Below are 20,980 nucleotides of genomic sequence, written 5' to 3' on the forward strand. Positions count from 1 at the left end.
ATAATGTGCCCGACATGTCCGGATTCAGCCCCGCGTTCGAACGCCTCGGCGCCGCCCTGGCGGCCGTCGTCCTGCAGCAGCAGGAGACCCTCGCCGAGTTCCTCCCGCGCGAGGACTGGAGCGCCGACCTCACCGCCCGCACCTACGCCAGCGGCGGGGTCGCCGTGCGGGTGTCGCTGCTCGGCAGCTACGCCGCACGCGAGCGCACCTGGCTGTGGGGCTGGGCCAACCCCCAGTTCGGCGACGCGCATCCCGCCGTCGCCCCGACACTGGTCATCCGGGCCCTCGGCGAGCGGCTCGGGATCACCGAGTTCACCACCCCCGAGGTCGACCTGTCCTGGTACGACGGGCCCGCCGGGCACGGCGGCGAGCTGGTCGCGATGGCGGCCGGCGGCGTGCTGAGCGGCGCCGGCTACATCGGCGCCGGCTACGACGGCGGCTCGGCCTACCTGCACGTGGACGACCCGCAGGCCCCGCCCGCGGGCTGGGACCCGATCCCGGTGCCCCGGCTGCTGGCCAGCGCGGCGAGCCTCTTCCCGCACGAGCCGCGCCTCACCCTCGCGGGGCTGCTGTCCCACCACCGCGTCCCCTACCGGCAGACCGACACGCTGACCGAGCTGGCCCTGCCCGAGGGCGGCACCGCCCGCGCCCACTTCGACGGGCTCGGACGCTTCGTCGACTGGGAGGCCGAGCTCCGCCCGGCCGCCCTCAGCGGCTGACCCTCCCCGCGCGCCTCCCGCGGAGCCCGTGCGTCACCGGATGCGCGCGTCTCATCGGGCGGTCGCCATATGCGCGTGTCACCGTCCGTATGCCAGTCATACCGTCCACCGATGATCTGTTCACACACGATTCGGCGGTCGTTGACCCGGCTCGGCCGCGCCGGTCCGGCCCCCGCTCCTAGCGTTCCCCCTGATCAGGCCCCTGATCAGCAGCGCGGAGGGAGCACCAGGAGTGGCCAGCACACAGAACGTCCAGGACGAGCCGGAGGGCACGGGCACCGGGCGGAGGGCGTTCCTCCTCGGCACCGGCGCGATCGGCGCCGGCGCGGCCATCGCCGCCACGGAGGCGGCCGCCGGGTTGGCCACCGCGCCCCCGGCCGCCGCCGGGCCCGGGACCGCCGGCCGGGACCCCGGCCCGGACGGGTCCACGTTCACCATCGCGGTGATGCCGGACACCCAGTACCTCTTCGACGGCGACAGCATCCGGCCGGAACCGGTCGAGGCGTCCTTCCGGCACATCGTCGACCGGCGCGAACGCGACAACATCGTGTTCGTCGCCCACCTCGGCGATCTCGTCCAGAACGCGGGCGCGGGCGAACTGGAGGCGATAGCCCGGACCTTCCGGACGCTCGATCGCAAGGGCATGCCCTACTCCGTCCTCGCGGGCAACCACGACATCGACTCCCGGACGGACGACCAGCGCGGCCGCACCCCCTACCTGGACAACTTCGGCCCGCGGCGCTACCGGCGGATGCCGACGTTCGGCGGCGCCTCCCCCGACGGCTACCACACCTACCACCGGTTCGGCGCGGCCGGACGGGACTGGCTCGTCCTCGCCATGGACTGGCGGGCCTCCGACCAGGGCTTCGCGTGGGCGCGGAACGTCCTCAGGAGCCACCCGAAGACCCCGGCCATCCTCACCACCCACGAGATCGTGTACACCGGCGAACGCGGCGGGGACGCGGTGTTCTCCGAGTACGGGGAGCGGCTCTGGAAGGAGCTCATCGCCGGGAACGACCAGATCTTCCTGTGCCTCAACGGCCACTTCTGGCCGCCTGCGCGGACCACCCGCAAGAACGAGGCGGGCAACGACGTCCACGTGCACATCACCAACTACCAGGACCGCTACTTCGGCGGCGCCGCGATGATCCGCCTCTACCGCTTCGACCTGGCCCGCGACACGATCGACGTGGAGACCTTCGCGCCGTGGGTGACCGGCCGCGACCAGGACGAGCTGAACGCGATGGAGCGCCGCGAGCTGATCCTCACCGGCCCCGACGACCGGTTCAGCGTGCCGCTCGACTTCGACCGCCGCTTCGCCGGGTTCGCGCCCGCGCCGGCCCGCCCCGCCCGCCCGGCCAAGGCACTTCTCCTGCCCGGGACGGTCGCGTACTGGCGCTTCGACTCCGGGCGCGCCGACGGGACGCCGCTGGCCGGGAACGACCGGGTCGACGACCTGTCCGGGCAGGGAAACCACCTGGTCCCCAGGGCCGCCCCCGGCACCCCCGCCGGGACGCTGCGCTGGTCGTCAGAGCACCACCCCGACCAGCCCGGCCACGGCAGCCTGCTCTTCGGCGGCACCAAGAACCCGCTGCGCGGCGCCTACCTGGAGACCGAGGCGAACGCGCCACTGAACAAGGCCGCCTTCCCCAAGGGCTACACCGTCGAGGCGTTCTTCAAGACCCCGGCCGACTGGGACCCGGGCCAGAACGGGTGGGCGGCACTGCTCAGCCGATGGGGCATGGCGGGCCAGGCCGGCAAGAAGCAGGGCGACCCGGAAGAACCCGTCGCCACGCTCGGCCTCTCCCCCGGCAGGGAGCTCCAGTGGGCGGTCTACCCCCTCGACCGGGACGGCTCGGTCACCAACTGGGGCCACGAACTCCCGCTCGGCGCCTGGTGGCACGTCGCCGTCGTCAACGACGGCCGCCGAACCACCATGTACATCGACGGCTGCCCCGTGGCGCGCAACCCCGCCACGCGCAACAGGGGCCTCACCACCCTCGGCCTCCCATGGCTCCTCGGCGGCTACGAGTACGGCGGGAAACTCGACCAGGTACTGCACGGCTGGATCGGGGACGTCCGCGTCGTCGACCGCGCCCTCCCCGTCCGCGACTTCATGCTCACCTAGCCGCGGACCCGCCGGGCCGGCCGCCATGGCCGGCCCGGCCACGGGTCAGCCCAGGCAGGACGGGCCGAGGAGCTGCTTCAGATCACCCATCAGCGCCGGGGACGGCGCGACGCGGAGCTTGTCGTCCAGCCGCACCACCGTCGTGCGCGGCCCGTTCTGCAGGTGCAGATGCACCTCGGCGCTGCCCGGATGAGTGATCAGCACCTCCTTGAGGCGCGTCACCGTCGGCGGCGTGCACCGGCCGAGCGGCAGCGTGACCGACAGCGGACCGGTCGCGTCGGTGATCGTGAGGTCCGGCTGCGTCACCTCCATCGCGATGATCTTCGCGACGTCCTCGCGCCGGTCCAGCCGCCCCTTCACCACCAGGATCGCGTCCTCGGCCAGCAGCGTCGAGCAGAGCTGGTAGGACGAGGGGAAGCACATCACCTCGATGGAACCGCCGAGGTCCTCCAGCTGGAACATGGCCCACGAGTTGCCCTGCTTGGTGACCTTGCGCTGCAGGCCCGACAGCAGCCCCGCCACGATCACGACCTGACCGTCCGGGCGCTCCCCGCCGTTCAGCACCGCGATCGTGCAGTCCGCCTCCCGCTCCAGGATGTGCTCGACGCCGAGGAGCGGATGGTCGGAGACGTACAGCCCGAGCATCTCCCGCTCGAACGCCAGCAGCGTCGTCTTGTCCCACTCCTCGCCCTCGGGGATCGCGACGGCGAAGGCGTCCTCGCCGCCGTCGTCCTCCAGCGCGCCGAACAGCGAGTCCTGGCCGATCGCCTCCTTGCGCTTGATGTCGATGACCGAGTCGATGGCCTGCTCGTGCACCATCAGCAGCGCCTTGCGCTCGTGCCCGAGCTCGTCGAACCCGCCCGCCTTGATCAGCGACTCCACGACCCGCTTGTTGCACACGATCGGCGGGACCTTGTTGAGGAAGTCGTTGAAGTCGCCGTAGGCGCCCTTCTCCTTGCGCGCCGCGACGATCCCGTCGACCACGTTCGTGCCGACGTTGCGTACCGCCGACAACCCGAACCGGATCTCGGTGTCACCGAGCGGGGTGAAGTCGGCCTCGGACGTGTTCACGTCCGGCGGCAGCACCTTCAGGCCCATCCGGCGGCACTCGCTCAGATAGAGGGCGCTCTTGTCCTTGTCGTCACCGACGGAGGTGAGCAGGCCCGCCATGTACTCGGCCGGGTAGTTCGCCTTCAGGTAGGCCGTCCAGTAGGACACCAGCCCGTACGCCGCGCTGTGCGCCTTGTTGAACGCGTAGTCGGAGAACGGGACGAGAATGTCCCACAGCGTCTTCACGGCCTCCTTGGAGAAACCGCTGTCGATCATCCCCTGCTCGAAGCCGACGAACTGCGCGTCCAGCTCCGCCTTCTTCTTCTTGCCCATCACACGGCGCAGCAGGTCCGCCTTGCCGAGCGTGTACCCCGCGACCTTCTGCGCGATCGCCATGACCTGCTCCTGGTACACGATCAGGCCGTAGGTCGTGTCGAGGATCTCCTTGAGCGGCTCCTCCAGCTCCGGATGGATCGGAGTGATCTCCTGCTGGCCGTTCTTGCGCAACGCGTAGTTGGTGTGCGAGTTCGCGCCCATCGGCCCCGGCCGGTACAGCGCGCCGACGGCGGAGATGTCCTCGAAGTTGTCCGGCTTCATCAGCCGCAGCAGCGAGCGCATCGGGCCGCCGTCGAACTGGAACACCCCGAGCGTGTCACCGCGGGCCAGCAGCTCGTAGGTCTTCGCGTCGTCCAGCTTCAGCGCGAGCAGGTCGACATCGACGCCCTTGTTCTTCTTGATGCCCTTGAGCGCGTCGTCGATGATCGTCAGGTTCCGCAGGCCCAGGAAGTCCATCTTCAGCAGGCCGAGCGTCTCGCAGGTCGGATAGTCGAACTGCGTGATGATCGCGCCGTCGGCGTCCCGGCGCATGATCGGCACATGGTCGGTGATCGTCTCACCGGACATGATGATCCCCGCCGCGTGCACGCCGGTCTGCCGGATCAGCCCCTCCAGGCCCTGCGCCAGATCCATGATCTGCTTGACGTCGGTCTCTTCCTCGTACAGCTTGCGCAGCTCCCCCGCCTCGCCGTGGCGCGGGTGCTTGTCGTCGAAGATCCCCGACAGCGGGATGTCCTTGCCCATGACGGCCGGCGGGAACGCCTTGGAGATCCGGTCGCCCAGCGCGTACGGAAAGCCCAGGACGCGGCCCGCGTCCTTGATGGCGGCCTTCGCCTTGATGGTGCCGAAGGTGGCGATGAAGGAGACCTTGTCGGCCCCCCACTTCTCCGTCGTGTACCGGATGACCTCGGCCCGCCGGTCTTCAGGGAAGTCGATGTCGATGTCGGGCATCGACGCGCGCTCCGGATTCAGGAACCGCTCGAAGATCAGCCCGTGCGGGATCGGATCCAGGTCCGTGATGCCCATCGCGTACGCGATCAGCGACCCCGCCGCGCTCCCCCGGCCCGGCCCGACCAGGATCCCGTTCTCCTTCGCCCACATGATGAAGTCCGCCACGACGAGGAAGTACGACGGGTACCCCTTGCCGAGAATGACGCCCATCTCGTACTCGGCCTGCTCCCTGTACCCCTCGGGCAGACCCTCCGGAAACCGCCGCTCCAGGCCCTTCCAGACCTCCTTGCGGAACCAGCTCTCCTCCGTCTCCCCCTCCGGCACGGGAAAACGCGGACTGAGATCCCGGTACTCGAACATCCCCGCCGGATCCACCTTCTCGGCCACCAGCAGAGTGTTACGGCACCCCTCCAGCCAGATGTCGGACGAATCGATCGAACGCATCTCGTCCGCGGTCTTGATGTAGTAGCCGCTCCCGTCGAACCGGAAACGATCGGGATCCGCGAGCTGCTTGCCCACCTGCACGCACAACAGCGCGTCATGCGCCGTCGCCTCCGACTCGTGCGTGTAATGCGAGTCGTTCGTCACCACCGGCCGGATGTTCAGCTTCTTACCGATGTCGATCAAGCCCTGCCGGACCCGGCGCTCGATGTCCAGGCCGTGGTCCATCAGCTCCAGGAAATAGTTGTCCTTGCCGAGGATGTCCTGGAACGTGGCCGCCGCCTTCAGCGCCTCATCGAACTGCCCCAGCCGCAGCCGCGTCTGCACCTTCCCGGACGGGCAGCCCGTCGTCGCCATCAGGCCGTCCGCGTGCTCGGCGAGGAGCTCCTCGTCCATGCGCGCGTACTTGAACACGAACCCCTCGGTGTACGCGCGGCTCGACAGCTTGAAGAGATTGTGCAGACCCGTACGGTTCCGCGCCCACAACGTCTTGTGATTGATCAGGCCGCCACCCGAAACGTCATCGCGCTTCTGGCTCGGCTCACCCCACTGAACCTTCTTCTTATGAAAGCGCGACTCCGGCGCCATGTACGCCTCGATGCCGATGATGGGCGTGACACCCGCCGCCGTCGCCTTCTTGTGAAAGTCATAGGCGCCATGCATATTGCCGTGGTCCGTCATCGCGATCGCCGGCATCTCCTGCCGAGAGACCTCATCGAACATCTGCTTCAACCGCGCCGCCCCATCCAACATGGAGTACTCGGTATGAACATGTAGATGGACGAACGAATCGGCCATGCCTGATGCGCCTCCTGCTGCTTCTCGCATGCGACCGCCCGCGTGCCTCCGCACGCGTCGGCGCCATCGGTCCCCGGGGAAGATCGCCAGTCCGGACTACGCCGGACGACGCGGTCCTGGCAGCCTAACCCGCTCCCCCGGACGCCGGGGCACCGACGCGCCGATGCCTCGTTCGTCCCATCTGTCCCACTACCGCCGTCCGCTCACGGACGGTTGCGCGCCCCACGCGCTCTGGTAGGCGCCGGGCGGCACCCCGACGGCGCGCTTGAAATGCCGGGTCAGGTGCGCCTGATCGGCGAACCCCGTCCGGACGGCCACCTCCGCCGGACGCAGGCCGTCCTCCAGCAGCGCGCGCGCCGACCGCACCCGCACCTGATTGAGGTAGGCGTGCGGAGGCAGGCCCACCGTTGCCCGGAACGCGCGGAGCAGCGGGAACGGCGCGGTCCCCACCGCCGCGGCCAGCTCCTCCAGCGACGGCGGCTCCACCAGGCTGGCGTGCAGGATCTCGCGGGCCGAGCGCACCACGGGCGGCAGCGCGGCCGTCCCGCCGCCTCCGAAGACGTGCCGCGCGTGCCGCGTCAGCAGCCGCGCCAGCGCCGTCCGCAGCAGCGTTGAGGCCGCCAGCGCGTCCCCCGCCTCCCCGGCCCGGTGCATCGTCCGCAGCGCCGCGGCCGTGGGCGGATCGTCCAGGACGGGCACCGGGAACGTCGGCGTCCCTCCCCGGGCCCCCAGCTCACCCGCGATCTCCTTCACGAGCGCCTCCGACGGGTACAGGACGCGATACGTCCAGCCCTCCGGCGTCCCCGCATAGCCCGTGTGCACCACGTCCGGGTTCACGACCGCGATGGACCCCGGCCCGGCGCGCTCGACGCCCGCCGGGTGGTCGAACTCCTCGACCCCCGTCTCCACCAGGCCGATCGTGTAGCCCTCGTGCGTGTGCCGGCTGAACCGGTGCGTCACGAACCGCGCACGCAGCAGGGGCACCTCGGGCAGCGCGGGAAGCCGCCAGTAGCGCGCGACCTCTCCCCCCATATCGGACATGCTAGCCAGGCCGCCGTCCCACGGGCCGGGACGATCCGCCCGGGAGTTGGCGTTCACCCGCGAGGCCGAACTACGATCGGGCGCATGGATCGTCGCCATTCCAGGTTTACGCAGCCGGCTCCGGGTGAGCCGGTCGCCTCCACGACCTGAGCGACGACCCCGGAGCCGGCCAAGGCAGAGCCCCTCGGGCTCTGCCTTTTCTCATGATCGAGACGCCTCATCGGCGAACGCGGCCCCGGGCACGGATCCCTTGCGCGTACGGCCGCCGCAACAGAGGGAGACCCACATGCACGACCAGGTCCTGGACTCCGCCGCGGGCGCCCCCGCGTGCCCCGCCTGTGCCGAGACGTCCGGGGGGCGGCCCGGCGCGGCGCGCCCGGCGCACGGCGAGGAGATGCGGGTCGCGCTGCCGGCCGTCGCGGAGATCGGCACCCTGGAGGAGGCCCGGGCGGCGATCGACGGCGTCGACGCCGCGCTGGCCGTGCTGCTGGAGCACCGCGCCGCGCTGGCCGCGGTCGTGCAGTGCCTCAAGCCCGTCGGCGGCTTCGCCGGACGCGACCCCGAGCGGGAGCGCCGGATCGTCGAGGCGATGGCCGGGCTCGCCCCCACCCTCGGCCCCGACCGGCTGGCCCCCATCGTGAACGCCATCATCGAGGCCGGGCTCGACGCCGCCGAGAACGCCCGTCCCTGACGGCGATCGCGCCCACGGGCCGCGCAAGAACGTTCAAGACGCCGCCGTGCGGCCGGTCCTACCTTCCCCGGCATGGACGGTGAGGTGGGAACGGTCCCGGGCGGCGAGGCCGCGGCGGCGGACGCCCAGGAGGACGCCCAGGAGAACGCACGCGCGGCCGCGCGGTCGGCCGCGGTACGGGACGGTGTCGGCGTCGGGCTCGCGGTGGGCCTGTCGGGGCTCGCGTTCGGCGCGGCGGCCGTGACGGCCGGCCTGTCGGTGGCGCAGTCGCTCGTGCTGAGCCTGCTGGCCTTCACCGGCGCCTCCCAGTTCGCCCTGATCGGGGTGATCGGCGGGGGCGGCGGGCTGGTCGCCGGGTCGCTCGGCGCGATCCTGCTCGGCGGCCGCAACGCCCTGTACGGGCTGCGGCTCGCGCGGACGCTGGACGTCCGGGGCTGGCGGCGGCTGCTGACCGCGCAGGTCGTCATCGACGAGACCCTCGCGGTGGCCACGGCGCAGCCCGGCCGCGCGGCGGCCCGCGCCGGGTTCGTCGCCACCGCGATCCCGCTGTACCTGACCTGGAACCTGTGCACGTGGCTCGGCGCGGCGGGCGCCGCGCGGCTCGGCGACCCCGAGGCGGTGGGGCTGGACGTGCTCGGGCCCGCGGTCTTCCTGGCGCTGCTGTGGCCGCGGCTGACCGCCGGGCGCACCGAGATGCGGGTCGCCGCGGGCGCCGCCGTGATCGCGATCGGGGCGACGCCGCTGCTGCCGACCGGCGTGCCCGTCATGCTGGCCGCGGCCGCCGCCCTGCCCGCCCTCGTCACGCGCGGGGAGGGCCGGTGAGCGTCTGGATCGCGATCCTCGCCACCGCGGCGGGATGCTACGCGCTGAAGCTCGCCGGGCTGGTCGCGCCGCAGCGGGTGCTGGCGGACCCGCGGGTCCGCCGGTTCACCGACGTGGTCCCCGTCGCGCTGCTGACCGCCCTGGTCGCCGTGCAGGCCGTCGCCGACGGCCGGGCCCTGGAGGTGGACGGCGCCCGCCTCGCGGGCCTCGGCGCGGCCGTGGCCGCGCTGGTGCTGCGGGCGCCGTTCCTGGTCGTGCTCGCGGCGGCCGCCGGGGTGACCGCCGGGCTCCGGTTCGCCGGGGCGTGAGCGCCGGGCCGGGCGCCCGGCGCGTCAGGACTCCGTGGAGACGATCTCCAGTGCGCGGGCCAGGTCGTCGGGGTAGGGGCTCGTGAACTCCACCAGGTCGCCGCGCGTGGGGTGCTCGAAGCCGAGCCGGGCGGCGTGCAGCCACTGGCGCCGCAGGCCGAGCCGCGCCGCCAGGGTCGGGTCGGCGCCGTAGGCCATGTCCCCCGCGCACGGGTGCCGGATCGCGGACATGTGCACGCGGATCTGGTGGGTGCGGCCCGTCTCCAGGTCGATGTCGAGCAGCGTCGCCGCCCGGAACGCCTCCACCGTGTCGTAGTGCGTCACCGACGGCTTGCCGCCCGCGACCACCGCGAACCGCCCGTCGCCGGACGGGTGCCGGTCGATCGGCGCGTCGACCGTCCCGCGGAACGGGTCGGGGTGCCCCTGGACGAGCGCCTGGTAGCGCTTGTCGATCCGGCGCTCCTTGAACGCCCGCTTGAGCCGGGAGTAGGCGATCTCGCTCTTGGCCACGACCATCGCCCCGGTCGTGTTCGCGTCGAGCCGGTGCACGATGCCCTGCCGCTCGGACGCGCCGCTGGTGGCGATCGTGTGCCCGGCGCCGAGCAGACCGCCGAGGACGGTCGGCCCCGTCCAGCCGGTGGTGGGGTGGGCGGCGACGCCGACCGGCTTGTCGATCACGACGATGTCGTCGTCCTCGTAGAGCACGCCCATGCCGGGGACGGGCTCGGCGACCGGCGCGGGCGCGGTGGGCGGCGGGGGGAGGGTGACCTCCAGCCAGGCCCCGGCGTGCAGCCGGTCGGACTTGGCGACCTCCGCCCCGTCCAGCAGCACGTCGCCGGCGGCGATGATGTCGGCGGCCCGGCCGCGGGACAGCCCGAACAGGCGGGCCAGGGCGGCGTCGGCCCGTTCGCCTTCCAGCCCGTCGGGGACCGGAAGGCCGCGCACGTCCGCCATCAGGGCTTCTCCTCCGGCGCCGGGACGTCCCCGGGCGCGGGCTCGGCGTCCCGCGGGTTCTCCGGGGCGGGCCCGGTCTCGCGGGCGGGCTCGGGCCGGGCCGGCGCCTCCGGCGCGGCGGCCTCCGCCTTCCCCGGCCCCGGGGGCTCGTCCGGCCCGCCGCTCTCCTCGTCCTTGCCGCCGAGGCGCGTCCCGTCGATCTGGAGGCCGCGGGCGGCCAGCACCACGGCCAGCACGCCGCCGCACACGATCGCCGAGTCGGCCAGGTTGAACACCGGGTAGTGCGGCAGCTCGATCCAGTCGACGACGTGCCCCTTCAGGGGCCCCGGCGCCCGGAACAACCGGTCGCCGAGGTTGCCGAGGGCGCCGCCGAGCAGCAGGCCCAGGCACACCGCCCAGGGCAGGCTGCGCAGGTTCCGGGCGGTGCGCAGGATGGCGGCGACCACACCGCTCGCGATCACCGTGAAGACGATCGTGTAGCCGGTGCCGATCGAGAACGCGGCGCCGCTGTTGCGGGTCTCGCGCAGGGTCAGCAGGCCGCCCAGCAGCCGGACCGGCTCCTCGTCCTGCAGCGTCGCCACGACGATCAGCTTGGACAGGACGTCGGCGGCGAGCGCGGCCAGGGCCACGGCGACCAGCACGCCGACGCGGCGCGGCCGAGGAGATCCCGTGGATTCCTCGGCCCCGCCCTCAGGGTTCGTTGAGTCGCTCAGCGACGTTCCTCGCGTTGTTTGCATGTCACACACAGGGTCGCACGGGGGAAGACCTGCAGGCGCGCCTTGCCGATCGGCCTGCTGCAGGACTCGCAGATCCCGTACGTGCCGGCCTCCATCCGCTGGACCGCCCGCTCGATCTGGGCGAGCAGGTCCTGCGAATTGTAGGCCAGCGCCAGCTCGTGCTCGCGCTCGTAGGTCTTGGCTCCCGCGTCGGCCTGGTCGTCGCCGGCGCCCTCGCTGGTGTCGCCCTCGGCGATCTGCGTGGCGGACGCCGCGATCTCGGCGCGCAGCGTGATGATCTGCTCCTCCAGCCCGGCCCGCACCTCGGCGAGCTCGGCCGGGGTCCACAGCCCCTCGCCCTCGCGGACGGGCAGCTCCGCCGCCCGGGCGGCCGGTCCTCCGGCGTGGTCGGCGCGCAGGGCCTTGCCCGCGGCGCCCCCCTGGCCCGCCTTACCGGCGCCCCGGCGCGCGGCGGGCTTGGCCGGCCGCGCGGCGCCGTCGCCGCCCGCCGGCCGTTTCGCCGGTCCCTTGGCGCTCTTGCTCGTGCCCCGAGCCTTCTTTCCGGAGGGCGACGTGCCCCTCCCCGCGCCGGCCATTTCGGCCTCCCTCGCGCTCATCGCCTCGACAGGCAGTGCGGGCAGCATAAGTCCCCTTTCCCGGGCACGGCAAACGACCTGGCCTTTGTTACCGCCCGCTTATGCCCGGTCGCCGAGCGTCCGGAAACCCCAGAAGATCGCCGGATCTCGTCAAGGAACCCCCGCCCCGCCCTCCCGGTCACCCCGCCGGCGCGGAGAAACGGGAAGAGCCGCCGCCGCGCGTGCGTTACAGTTCGGACCAGCAGTCGTAACGGCAGGCGCTGATGGGGACACCTGCCGCCGCACGCAGCCATGAGCGACCCGGGGACGGTGCGAGCCCGGGGGCGAGCCCGGCGGTCCGATCACCCCGGAGCCTCCGGAAGAACCGCCCCGGCACCGTCCGAGGGCCCAGTAGACCCGGTGGCCGCGACGGCGAACGAAGCGGGCCGCGCCCGGCGCGGCCAAGGAGGGTGGTACCGCGGGGTCCGTCCGGAGCGATCCGGGCAGCCGCCTCGTCCCTCCGGTCCACGTGCAGTCCCACGTCGATCCGGAGGTCCGTCCACGTGAGCCGCCAGTTCCGGCCACTGCCCGCGCAGGTCGATCTGCCCGCCATGGAGCGGGATCTGCTGCGCCGCTGGCAGGAGAGCAAGGTCTTCGAGCGCTCGCTGGAGCGCACCGCGTCCGGCCCCCGCTGGATCTTCTACGAGGGGCCGCCCACCGCCAACGGGATGCCCGGCGTCCACCACGTGGAGGCCCGCGTCTTCAAGGACGTCTTCCCCCGGTTCAAGACGATGAAGGGCTACCACGTCCCCCGCAAGGGCGGCTGGGACTGTCACGGCCTGCCCGTCGAGGTGGCCGTGGAGAAGGAGCTCGGCCTCACCGGCAAGAAGGACATCGAGGAGTACGGCGTCGCGGAGTTCAACGACCGCTGCCGCGAGTCGGTGCTGCGCCACGTGGACGCGTTCGAGGAGATGTCCGAGCGCATGGGCTTCTGGGTCGACACGGCCCAGGCGTACCGCACGATGGACCCCGAGTACGTCGAGGCCGTGTGGTGGTCCCTTAAGGTCGTCTTCGACAAGGGCCTGCTGTTCCGCGACTTCCGCATCACCCCCTACTGCCCGCGCTGCGGGACGGGCCTGTCCGACCACGAGCTGGGCCAGCCCGGCGGGTACGAGACGGTCTCCAGCCCGTCGGTGTACGTGCGGATGCCCGCCACGTCCGGCCCGCTCGCCGAGCTCGGCGCCGCGCTGCTGATCTGGACCACCACCCCGTGGACGCTGGTGTCCAACACCGCCGTCGCCGTGCACCCCGACGTCACCTACGTCGCCGCCCGCCCGGCGGGCTCCAGCGAGGTGCTCGTGGTCGCCGAGCCGCTGGTCGCGCAGGTCCTCGGCGAGGACGCCGAACGGCTGGCCACCTTCCAGGGCACCGACCTCGAACGCACCGCCTACCGGCGGCCGTTCGATCTCGTCGACATCCCCGACGCGCACTACGTCGTCCTGGGCGACTACGTCACCGTCGAGGACGGCACCGGCCTCGTCCACCAGGCGCCCGCGTTCGGCGCCGACGACATGACCGTCTGCAAGAACTACGGAATGCCGATCGTCAACCCGATCGGCCCCGACGGGCGGTTCCTGCGCGAGGTGCCCCTCGTCGGAGGGAAGTTCTTCAAGGACGCCGACGAATCGCTCACCGACGACCTGCGCGCGCGCGGGCTGCTGTTCCGCGGCGGCCACTTCGAGCACAGCTACCCGCATTGCTGGCGCTGCCACACGCCCCTGCTCTACTACGCGCTCCCCGCCTGGTACATCCGCACCACCCAGATCAAGGAACGGCTGCTCGAGGAGAACGAGAAGACCAACTGGTTCCCCGAGACGGTCAAGACCGGCCGTTACGGAGAATGGCTGCGCAACAACGTCGACTGGTCGCTTTCTCGCAGCCGCTATTGGGGCACGCCGCTGCCCTTGTGGGTCTGCGGTGACGACGAGGACCACATCACCTGCGTCGGATCGCTCAAGGAACTGGGCGACCTCGCCGGAAGCGACATGTCCTCCCTCGACCCGCACCGCCCGTACGTCGACGACGTCAACTTCCCCTGCCCGCGGTGCGGGACGGAGGCACGCCGCGTCCCCGACGTGATCGATGCCTGGTACGACTCGGGCTCGATGCCCTTCGCCCAATGGGGCGCCCCCTACCGCAACAAGGAGATCTTCGAGAACTCCTACCCGGCCCAGTACATCTGCGAGGCCCAGGACCAGACTCGCGGCTGGTTCTACTCCCTCATGGCCGTCGGGACGCTCGTGTTCGACAGGTCGTCCTACGAGAACGTCCTCTGCCTCGGCCTGATCCTCGCCGAGGACGGCCGCAAGATGAGCAAGCACCTCGGCAACGTCCTGCGCCCCATCCCCCTCATGGACGAGCACGGCGCCGACGCGCTGCGCTGGTACATGCTCGCCAGCGGCCTGCCCTGGGCGTCCCGCCGCGTCGGGCACGGCGCCATGGAGGAGATCGTCCGCAAGGTCCTCCTCACCTACTGGAACACCGCGTCGTTCTTCGTCCTGTACGCCAACGCCGCCCAGGCCCAGGGCCGCGCCTGGACCCCGGACCGGCTCGCCGAGGCGCCGGCCCCCGCCGACCGCCCGCTGCTCGACCGCTGGGCGCTGGCCGAACTGCACCGCACCATCACCGAGGTCGACACCGCCCTGGAGCAGTTCGACACGGCCCGCGCCGGACGCCGCCTCGCCGAGTTCGTCGACGACCTGTCCAACTGGTACGTGCGGCGGTCCCGCCGGCGCTTCTGGGAGGGCCCGGAGAGCCCCGAGGGCGCGTCCGCCTTCGCCACCCTCTACGAATGCCTGGAGACCCTGACCCGTCTAATGGCGCCCATGGTCCCGTTCGTGACCGACCACGTCTGGGACGTCATCCGCCCCGAGGACGGACCCGAGTCCGTGCACCTCGCCGACTGGCCGTCCGCCCGGGCCGAGCTCCTCGACCCCGAGCTCGTCGCGCAGATGGCCCTCGTCCGGCGGCTGGTGGAACTCGGCCGCTCCGCGCGCGCCGCAAGCGGCGTCCGGACCAGGCGGCCCCTCGGCCGCGCGCTCGTCGGCGCCCCCGGCTGGGCGGCGCTGCCCGCCCAGCTGCGCGCGCAGATCACCGAGGAACTGAACGTCCTGGCCTTCGAGGACCTGTCCTCCATCGGCGGCGACCTCGTCGACTACGAGGTCAAGCCCAACTTCCGCGAACTCGGCAAGCGGTTCGGCAAGGACACCCCGAAGGTGGCCAAGGCCGTCACCGCCGCCGACCCCGCCGGGCTCGTCCACGCCCTGCGCGGCGGCGGCGACGTCGAGCTGGACGCCGCCGACCTCGGCCCCGTCCGCCTCACCGCCGGCGACGTCATCGTCACCGAGCGGCCCCGCAGCGGCTGGGCCGTGGAGAGCGCCGCCGGCGAGACCATCGCCCTCGACCTCACCGTCACCCCGGAACTGCGCCGCGCCGGCCTCGTCCGGGAGGCCGTCCGCTGCGTCCAGGAGGCCCGCAAGGCGGCCGGCCTCGAGGTCACCGACCGCATCGCCCTCTGGTGGCAGGCCGCGGGCGACGACCTCGCCGAAGCGCTCCGCGCCCACACCGCCGACCTCGCCGCCGAGGTCCTCGCCACCGAGGTCACCGAGGGCCGCCCCGACGGCCTCACCCCGGGCCGCGACGACGAGCTGGGCCTGACCTACTGGCTCCGCAAGACCTGAGCCGGTCCTTCCCGGGTGGGTCGGGGGCGTCCCGACCCACCCGGGAAGCGCGGGTCGCCGTGAGACCCGCCTGCTCGCGGAGCCGTGGCGGACACGCTCAGAGCGGGGTTTTTCGCGACACATCGCGTTTGTGACGACGGCTTGCGATGATGACGGGGTGAACCTTCCCGAGCAGCCCTCCGATCCCCCGTCCCCCGCGCAGATGCGCGCATCGGACGCCGACCGCGATGAGGTCGCCGACCGCCTGCGCGAGGCCCTGGCGGAGGGGCGCATCTCGCCGGAGGAGCACGCCGAGCGCATCGACGCCGTCTACAACGCCAAGACCTACGCCGACCTGGAGCCGGTGCTCAGGGACCTGCCCACCGAGCAGGTCCGGCCGCGGGTGGACCTGCGCAAACCGGAGCCGATGCCGCCGCCTCCCCCGCAGTCGGCCAGCCTCGTGGCGGTCTTCTCCGGCACCGAGCGCCGGGGGCGCTGGCTGGTCGAGGAGCACACCAACCTCGCCTGCGTGTTCGGCGGCGCCGAGCTGGACTTCAGGCAGGCGGTCCTCAGCCGGCGCGAGGTGACGGTCAACATCACCTGTGTGTTCGGCGGCGTGGAGATCGTCGTGCCGCCGGGCGTGCGGGTCCTGACCTCCCTGGTCAACGCCTTCGGCGGAACGGACCTGCCGGACGAGGACCCCCTCGACCCCGACGCCCCCGTCATCCGGCTGACCGGCCTCGTGCTGTTCGGCGGCGTCTCCGTCAAGCGCCGCGAGGGCGGCGACGCCGGGGGCGGGCGATCCCGCCACGAGAAGGCGATGGACCGGCACCGGGACGCGCTCGACCGGCACCAGCGCCGGCACGAGCAGCAACTACGGCGCCTGGACCACCGGGAGGAGCAGCACCGGCGCCGCGACGAGCGGCGCGATCGCCTGCGCCAACTGGGCGAGGAGCGCCACCGCGACGACTGAGCCGGTCAGGCGGGCTCCCGCCGCGGAGCCCGCTGCGGGGCTCGCCCTGGTACGGCCGGCGCGGCGGTTCAGTCGCCGTCCGGCTCGTCGTCGGGCCGGCAGACGAGGCAGGGCGTGCAACCGCGGGCCTTGGCCTCGTCGCGGGAGAGCGACTCCAGGTCGTCGGCCTCGTCGCCGATGTCCTCGATGAGCGCGCAGTCCGTGCGGTGGTAGCGCTTGGTGCCGCTCAGGATGCGGACCCGCGGGCCCGTCCCCGGGACGGGCTCGGGTTCCGGCGCGCTCCGCGGCTCGCGTTCCTCGTCGTCGGCGGGCACCGGCTCGGCGTCGTCCTCGGGCACCGGCGCCTCGGCGGGCTCGGGAGCCTCGGCGGGAGCCGGCCGCGTGGCCGTGGCCGCCTCGGCGGGTTCGGGGTCCGGTTCCGCCGCCCGCTCGGCGGGAGCCGGGGGCGTGAACGGCTCGTCCCGCGCGTCGGCGGGGGCGGGCTCGGTTGAGGGCGCCGCGGAATCTTGGGGCTCGTGGACGCCTTCGGCCGCGTCCTCCGGCTCCGAGAGGGCGGGCGCGGCCGGCGCCGGCGGGGCCGGTTCCCCGGCGGGCACGGGGGCCGGAGGCGTGAACGGGGTGGTGAAGCCGAACGCGTCGGTCGGCTTGGCGGGGGCGAGCTCGGGGACGGCTTCCTCGGCCGCCGAGCCGGTCTCAGCGGACCGTTCCGGCTCGGGGTGCGTCTCGTGCTCTCGTTCCCGGGCGGGAGGCGCCTCAGGGGCACTGAGCGCGTCCTCGGGCGGGGCGGCCGGAGCCCGCACGGGGAGGTCGACGACCGTCGGGTCGGCGGATTCCGCGGGGGCCGGGACGGCGGGTGGGGCGGGCGGCCACGCCGACAGCGGAGGCGGAGGCGTCGCGCCGGTCTCGTGGGGGAGCTCGCCGGTCTTGTCGAGGCCGGTCTTGTCGAGGCTCAGCGGAGGCGGCGCGGGCGTGCTGTAGGAGGCCGGCTTGCCGAGGACCACCGGAGGGGGCTCGGCGGCGGGGGGCGCGGAGCGCTCGGCCGTGGGGGCCGTGGGGACGGTGGAGGCGGTGGGGGAAGCGGGCACGGACACCGCCGCGCGCGCCGCGAGGGCCGTGTCGGGCATGCAGGCCGTGCAGGGGCTGAACCCCTCCTCCTTGGCCTCGGCGTAGGTGAGCTCCTCGGAGTCACGTCCGGCGAGCTGGCGGCAGGTGTCCAGGTGGTAGCGCTTGCGGCCGCGGACGACGAAGACCAGGGCGTCTTCGGGGACGTCGGCCGGCGGGGCGGGGATCTCCACCTCGTCGTCGGCACGGTCGGCGGGGGCGCCCGGCTCGTGCGGCACGGGCGGTGGCGCGGGGGCCTGCGCGAAGGCGCCCGCGGGGACAGGGGGGACGGGAGCGGCGGACTTGGCGCGCCTGGCGCCCTTGCGCCGCTTGGGCTCCGAGGGCGCGGCCCCGGGGCCGAAGAGCTCCTTGCGCCGGAGGAACACCCCGATGGCGAGGCACAGCGCGGAGACGATGCTGACGGCGATCGACACGTAGATCACCTTCAGCGCGTCCAGGCCGAGGACCTGGGCGCTGTCTCCGTTGCCGGCGACGATCCCCGCAACCAGCAGGGCGATCGCCACCACCACGAGAACGCCACTCAGGATGATCACAGGGTCTCTCCCCCTCGTTCGGACCGCTCGGCTCCGGGCCTGCCAAAGGCCCGGTGGTCGACCCGCCGGCGCCGCCGGGGCGGCTGCTGAGCCCTCCTCGGCGCGGCGATCGGGACGACACTATCGCCTGCGAGCCCCGCGTCAGCGCCTCTCGTGCGGCGGGTTGTCGCCTCCGGCGTGGAACGCGCCGGTCGCCGAGTGCTGGACCTGCTGGGCGTGCTGCGGCTCGGGCGTGAAGGGGTTGGGGGCGCCGGGCACGGAACCGCCGGGAGCGCCGTTGCGCTCGGCGTGCGACAGCGTGCTCTGCGGACCGGTCTGGGGGACGCTCGGCTGGGTCTGGACGGGGGCCGCGCCGGGGACGGCGGCGAACGCGCCGGTCTCGGTGCTGCCGGCCTCGAGGTCGCGCAGCTGGCCCTCGAGGTAGACCTTGAGGCGGCTGCGGTACTCGCGCTCGAACGCGCGCAGGTTGTCGACCTCGCGCTCGAGCTCCTCGCGCTGCTGCACGAGCGAGCCCATGACCTGGCGGTGGCGCTCCTGGGCGTCCCGGTCGAGGGCCTCGGCGCGGGAGCGGGCCTCGCCGACGATCTGGTCGGACTGGCGGCGCGCCTTGCTGAGGATCTCCTCGGCCTCGCGGCGGGCGCGGCCGAGCGTCTCGTCGGCCTCCCGGCGGGCGTCGGCGATCGCCTGGTCGGCGGTCTGCTGCGCCAGCGCGAGGACGCGGGCCGCGGTGTCCATGTTGTCCTCGCCGGTGGGGGCGGGCGCCATGCCGAGGCCGCCGAGCACGGGCTCCGGCTCGGGCTGCGGCTGCATCTGCGGCTCGGGCCGCGGCGGCTCGGGGATCTTCGGGATGTCGGGCTTGGGCTCCACGATGGGGGCGGCCATGGCCGGGACCTTGCCGCGCAGGCACTCGGCGAGCTTGGCCCGCAGCTCCTCGTTCTCCTGGATCAGCCGGTCGAGCTCCGCCTCGACCTCGTCGAGGAAGGCGTCGACCTCCTCCTCGTCGTACCCCGGCCTCAGCCTGGTGGTACTGAACTGCTTGTTCCGCACATCGGCGGGTGTCAGCGGCATGTTCGTCTCCTTGGCGCGCTTGGAGTCTGTCCCCGGAGGACGGTATCCGATCAGAGCCTCTGCACGAAGATGATCATGACCCAGACCACAAGGATGAGGAAGGTGAAGCTGAGGTCCAACGCCACGTTACCCAGTCGCACCGGCGGGATGAAACGCCGGAGGAGCTTCAGTGGCGGATCGGTGATGGTATAGGTCGCCTCGGCGATCACCAGCACCACTCCGGTCGGACGCCACTGCCGGGCGAACGACTGCAGGACCTCAAGGATCAGCCTCCCTATCAGGAAGAGGAGGAAGAGGTACAACACGTACTGCAGGACGAGTCCAACGATGTTCACGGACACTCTCGCTTGTGGCTGTCAGCTCTGGTTGAAGAACCCTCGTTCCGCCATCCGGGCCTTGTCCTCCGCCGTCACCTCCACGTTGACCGGTGAGAGGAGGAACACCTTGTTCGTAACACGCTCGATGCTCCCGTGCAGGCCGAACACGAGACCTGCCGCGAAGTCGACCAGACGCTTGGCGTCGCTGTCGACCATCTCGGTCAGATTCATGATCACCGGTGTGCCCTCACGGAAGTGCTCCCCGATGGTCCTGGCCTCGTTGTAGGTCCTAGGGTGCAGCGTAGTGATACGAGCGAGGTCGGTGGTACCGGACTCGTAGAGCGCCACGGAACGTCGCTCGGCGGTGGGCGCGGCGTGATGATCGCGTTCACGGTCCGCGGCGTCCTCCGCTCGGGTAAGCTGACCGCCGGACTCGTCGTCACGGCGGCGTCCCTGACCGGCGTCGGTCTCCTCGTCGTAGACCTCGTACTCGTCGTAGTCTTCGTACTTGCCGTACTTGTCGTCGTAGCGGTCGTCCTCCACAAGGCCGAGGTAGACCGCCATCTTGCGCATCGCGCTGGCCATTTGTCCCTCCGTGTCCTGTGGTCGCGGCACCTGGCGCCGCCGGTGGACTGGTCCATCTACGTGGCCCGTTCCGGCAGGTACCACTGGGGGGACATTACCTGACGATTGCCCGTCGGCCGCCGAGCAACGCCGTAGCGATCGAGAGGTGTGTCGCACCGGACGCGATCGCCCGTCCGGAGCACCCTCCGGCCCGGCGTCCGGCGGGCGCTCCCGCGGGCCCGGCCGGGCCGGCGCGGCGCCCGCCGGACGCGGCGGGCTCGGTCACGTGTCCTCTTTCAGCCAGACGAATCCGGCGAAGCGCCCGGTGCGCCCGTCGCGCCGGTAGGAGAACAGGTCGGGCGTCTCCAGGGTGCAGCGCGGGTCGGTCCGCACGTCGGGGACGCCGTCCGCGGCGAGCTGAGCCGCGATCCCGGCGCGGATGTCCAGCCCGGGGGTGCCCTTGGACGTGGTCGCGTACGCGGCGGGCACGGCGGCGGCGACGTCGTCGCGCATCGCCGCCGGGACCTCATAGCAGCCGCCGCACGCCGCGGGACCGATCGCCGCGCGCATCCGCGCCGGGTCGGCGCCGCGCTCGCACATCCGCTTGACCAGCGCGGGGACGACCCCGGCGGCGGTGCCGGGGCGGCCCGAGTGGGCGGCGCCGACGACGCCCGCGACGGGGTCGGCCAGCAGGACGGGCGCGCAGTCGGCGACGAGCACCGCGAGCACGAGACCGGGAACGGTGGTGACGAGCGCGTCGACGGCGCCGGCCGTGCCGGGGGCGGTCACGAAGGCGACGTCGGCGCCGTGCACCTGGCGCATCCAGACCGTCCGGTCGGGGTCGGCGCCGAGCGCGGCGGCGGCACGGCGCCGGTTGCCGGTGACGGCGGCGGGGTCGTCGCCGACCGCTCCGCCCAGGTTGAGGGAGTCATAGGGGGCCGCGCTCACGCCGCCGGCGCGCGCGGTGAAGCCGGCGCCGACGCCGCCGCCCAGGGCGACGGAGGTGATCACTTCAGGAAGTCGGGCACGTCGAGGTCGTCGTCCTCGTCGAACACCACCGGGCGGCGGCGCTGACCGGGGGCGGCGGGGCCGCCCTCGCTCTCCCCCGCGTGCACGCGCGAGGGCGGCTCGACCGGGCGCGGCGCGGCCGGCCG

At 72.8% G+C, this 20,980-nt stretch carries 17 protein-coding genes; 7 read left to right on the forward strand and 10 right to left on the reverse strand.

Features of this window, described 5'->3' with window-relative positions:
* Positions 1–14: 14 nt before the first annotated feature.
* Together E1291_RS43235 and E1291_RS14435 are read left to right on the forward strand one after the other, a co-directional pair.
* Positions 15–719, forward strand: coding sequence for a DUF6882 domain-containing protein (locus tag E1291_RS43235; protein WP_207400735.1), 705 nt, complete (start codon positions 15–17; stop codon positions 717–719).
* A 232-nt stretch (positions 720–951) separates the two neighbouring features.
* Positions 952–2,847 (forward strand): LamG-like jellyroll fold domain-containing protein, encoded by a 1,896-nt coding sequence (locus tag E1291_RS14435; protein ID WP_131738302.1) that lies wholly within the window; start codon positions 952–954, stop codon positions 2,845–2,847.
* A gap of 45 nt (positions 2,848–2,892) precedes the next feature.
* Here the strand turns inward: E1291_RS14435 and dnaE are convergent, their stop codons facing one another.
* Positions 2,893–6,423, reverse strand: a complete 3,531-nt coding sequence (gene dnaE, locus E1291_RS14440; protein ID WP_131738303.1) for a DNA polymerase III subunit alpha — start codon at positions 6,421–6,423, stop codon at positions 2,893–2,895.
* Between the two features lie 189 nt (positions 6,424–6,612).
* Positions 6,613–7,464 (reverse strand): AraC family transcriptional regulator, encoded by an 852-nt coding sequence (locus E1291_RS14445; RefSeq protein WP_131738304.1) that lies wholly within the window; start codon positions 7,462–7,464, stop codon positions 6,613–6,615.
* Positions 7,465–7,750: 286 nt separating this feature from the next.
* Between E1291_RS14445 and E1291_RS14450 the strand changes: the two genes are divergently transcribed.
* The 3 genes from E1291_RS14450 to E1291_RS14460 all read left to right on the forward strand — a co-directional run bounded on the left by E1291_RS14450 (position 7,751) and on the right by E1291_RS14460 (position 9,285).
* Positions 7,751–8,155, forward strand: coding sequence for a chorismate mutase (locus E1291_RS14450; protein ID WP_306434463.1), 405 nt, complete (start codon positions 7,751–7,753; stop codon positions 8,153–8,155).
* 72 nt (positions 8,156–8,227) lie between these two features.
* Positions 8,228–8,977, forward strand: a complete 750-nt coding sequence (locus E1291_RS14455) for an AzlC family ABC transporter permease (protein WP_131738305.1) — start codon at positions 8,228–8,230, stop codon at positions 8,975–8,977.
* Positions 8,974–9,285: an AzlD domain-containing protein gene (locus E1291_RS14460; protein ID WP_131738306.1), complete on the forward strand. Its 312-nt coding sequence runs from the start codon at positions 8,974–8,976 to the stop codon at positions 9,283–9,285. Before E1291_RS14455 ends, E1291_RS14460 begins: the two co-directional genes overlap by 4 nt.
* A 24-nt stretch (positions 9,286–9,309) precedes the next feature.
* Here E1291_RS14460 and E1291_RS14465 read toward each other — a convergent pair whose 3' ends face one another.
* The 3 genes from E1291_RS14465 to E1291_RS14475 form a co-directional block, all read right to left on the reverse strand.
* Positions 9,310–10,239, reverse strand: a complete 930-nt coding sequence (locus E1291_RS14465) for an RluA family pseudouridine synthase (RefSeq protein ID WP_131738307.1) — start codon at positions 10,237–10,239, stop codon at positions 9,310–9,312.
* On the reverse strand, positions 10,239–10,880 hold the full coding sequence (locus E1291_RS14470) for a signal peptidase II (protein WP_242614146.1): 642 nt from the start codon (positions 10,878–10,880) through the stop codon (positions 10,239–10,241). The genes E1291_RS14465 and E1291_RS14470 overlap by 1 nt, the downstream gene beginning before the upstream one ends.
* A gap of 68 nt (positions 10,881–10,948) precedes the next feature.
* Positions 10,949–11,374, reverse strand: a complete 426-nt coding sequence (locus E1291_RS14475) for a TraR/DksA family transcriptional regulator (RefSeq protein ID WP_242614147.1) — start codon at positions 11,372–11,374, stop codon at positions 10,949–10,951.
* Between the two features lie 719 nt (positions 11,375–12,093).
* Between E1291_RS14475 and ileS the strand changes: the two genes are divergently transcribed.
* Positions 12,094–15,270: an isoleucine--tRNA ligase gene (gene ileS, locus E1291_RS14480; RefSeq protein WP_131738310.1), complete on the forward strand. Its 3,177-nt coding sequence runs from the start codon at positions 12,094–12,096 to the stop codon at positions 15,268–15,270.
* A 157-nt stretch (positions 15,271–15,427) separates the two neighbouring features.
* Positions 15,428–16,222, forward strand: a complete 795-nt coding sequence (locus E1291_RS14485; RefSeq protein ID WP_306434464.1) for a DUF1707 SHOCT-like domain-containing protein — start codon at positions 15,428–15,430, stop codon at positions 16,220–16,222.
* 68 nt (positions 16,223–16,290) lie between these two features.
* On the opposite strand, the gene E1291_RS14490 is transcribed toward E1291_RS14485, so the two are convergent.
* The 5 genes from E1291_RS14490 to pgeF form a co-directional block, all read right to left on the reverse strand.
* A complete protein-coding gene (locus tag E1291_RS14490; RefSeq protein ID WP_131738311.1) occupies positions 16,291–17,877 on the reverse strand; it encodes a hypothetical protein in 1,587 nt (528 codons plus the stop codon).
* Between the two features lie 141 nt (positions 17,878–18,018).
* A complete protein-coding gene (locus E1291_RS14495; protein WP_131738312.1) occupies positions 18,019–18,945 on the reverse strand; it encodes a DivIVA domain-containing protein in 927 nt (308 codons plus the stop codon).
* A 50-nt stretch (positions 18,946–18,995) separates the two neighbouring features.
* The gene (locus E1291_RS14500) at positions 18,996–19,280 is read right to left on the reverse strand and encodes a YggT family protein (protein WP_131738313.1); all 285 of its coding nucleotides are present in this window, start codon (positions 19,278–19,280) and stop codon (positions 18,996–18,998) included.
* 21 nt (positions 19,281–19,301) lie between these two features.
* Positions 19,302–19,847: a cell division protein SepF gene (locus E1291_RS14505; RefSeq protein WP_131738314.1), complete on the reverse strand. Its 546-nt coding sequence runs from the start codon at positions 19,845–19,847 to the stop codon at positions 19,302–19,304.
* Between the two features lie 261 nt (positions 19,848–20,108).
* Positions 20,109–20,837, reverse strand: coding sequence for a peptidoglycan editing factor PgeF (gene pgeF, locus E1291_RS14515; protein WP_131738315.1), 729 nt, complete (start codon positions 20,835–20,837; stop codon positions 20,109–20,111).
* Between the last annotated feature and the right edge of the window lie 143 nt (positions 20,838–20,980).

Origin of the sequence: Actinomadura roseirufa, from assembly GCF_900659635.1 — a bacterium.
GTDB classification, from domain to species: Bacteria; Actinomycetota; Actinomycetes; order Streptosporangiales; family Streptosporangiaceae; genus Spirillospora; species Spirillospora roseirufa.

Coding starts and splice junctions, on each gene's coding strand:
- dnaE (WP_131738303.1), bottom strand. CDS start 6,423: ATGGCCGATTCGTTCGTCCATCTACATGTTCATACCGAGTACTCCATG.
- E1291_RS14495 (WP_131738312.1), bottom strand. CDS start 18,945: ATGCCGCTGACACCCGCCGATGTGCGGAACAAGCAGTTCAGTACCACC.
- E1291_RS14450 (WP_306434463.1), top strand. CDS start 7,751: ATGCACGACCAGGTCCTGGACTCCGCCGCGGGCGCCCCCGCGTGCCCC.
- E1291_RS14455 (WP_131738305.1), top strand. CDS start 8,228: ATGGACGGTGAGGTGGGAACGGTCCCGGGCGGCGAGGCCGCGGCGGCG.
- E1291_RS14445 (WP_131738304.1), bottom strand. CDS start 7,464: ATGTCCGATATGGGGGGAGAGGTCGCGCGCTACTGGCGGCTTCCCGCG.
- E1291_RS14465 (WP_131738307.1), bottom strand. CDS start 10,239: ATGGCGGACGTGCGCGGCCTTCCGGTCCCCGACGGGCTGGAAGGCGAA.
- E1291_RS14505 (WP_131738314.1), bottom strand. CDS start 19,847: ATGGCCAGCGCGATGCGCAAGATGGCGGTCTACCTCGGCCTTGTGGAG.
- E1291_RS43235 (WP_207400735.1), top strand. CDS start 15: ATGTCCGGATTCAGCCCCGCGTTCGAACGCCTCGGCGCCGCCCTGGCG.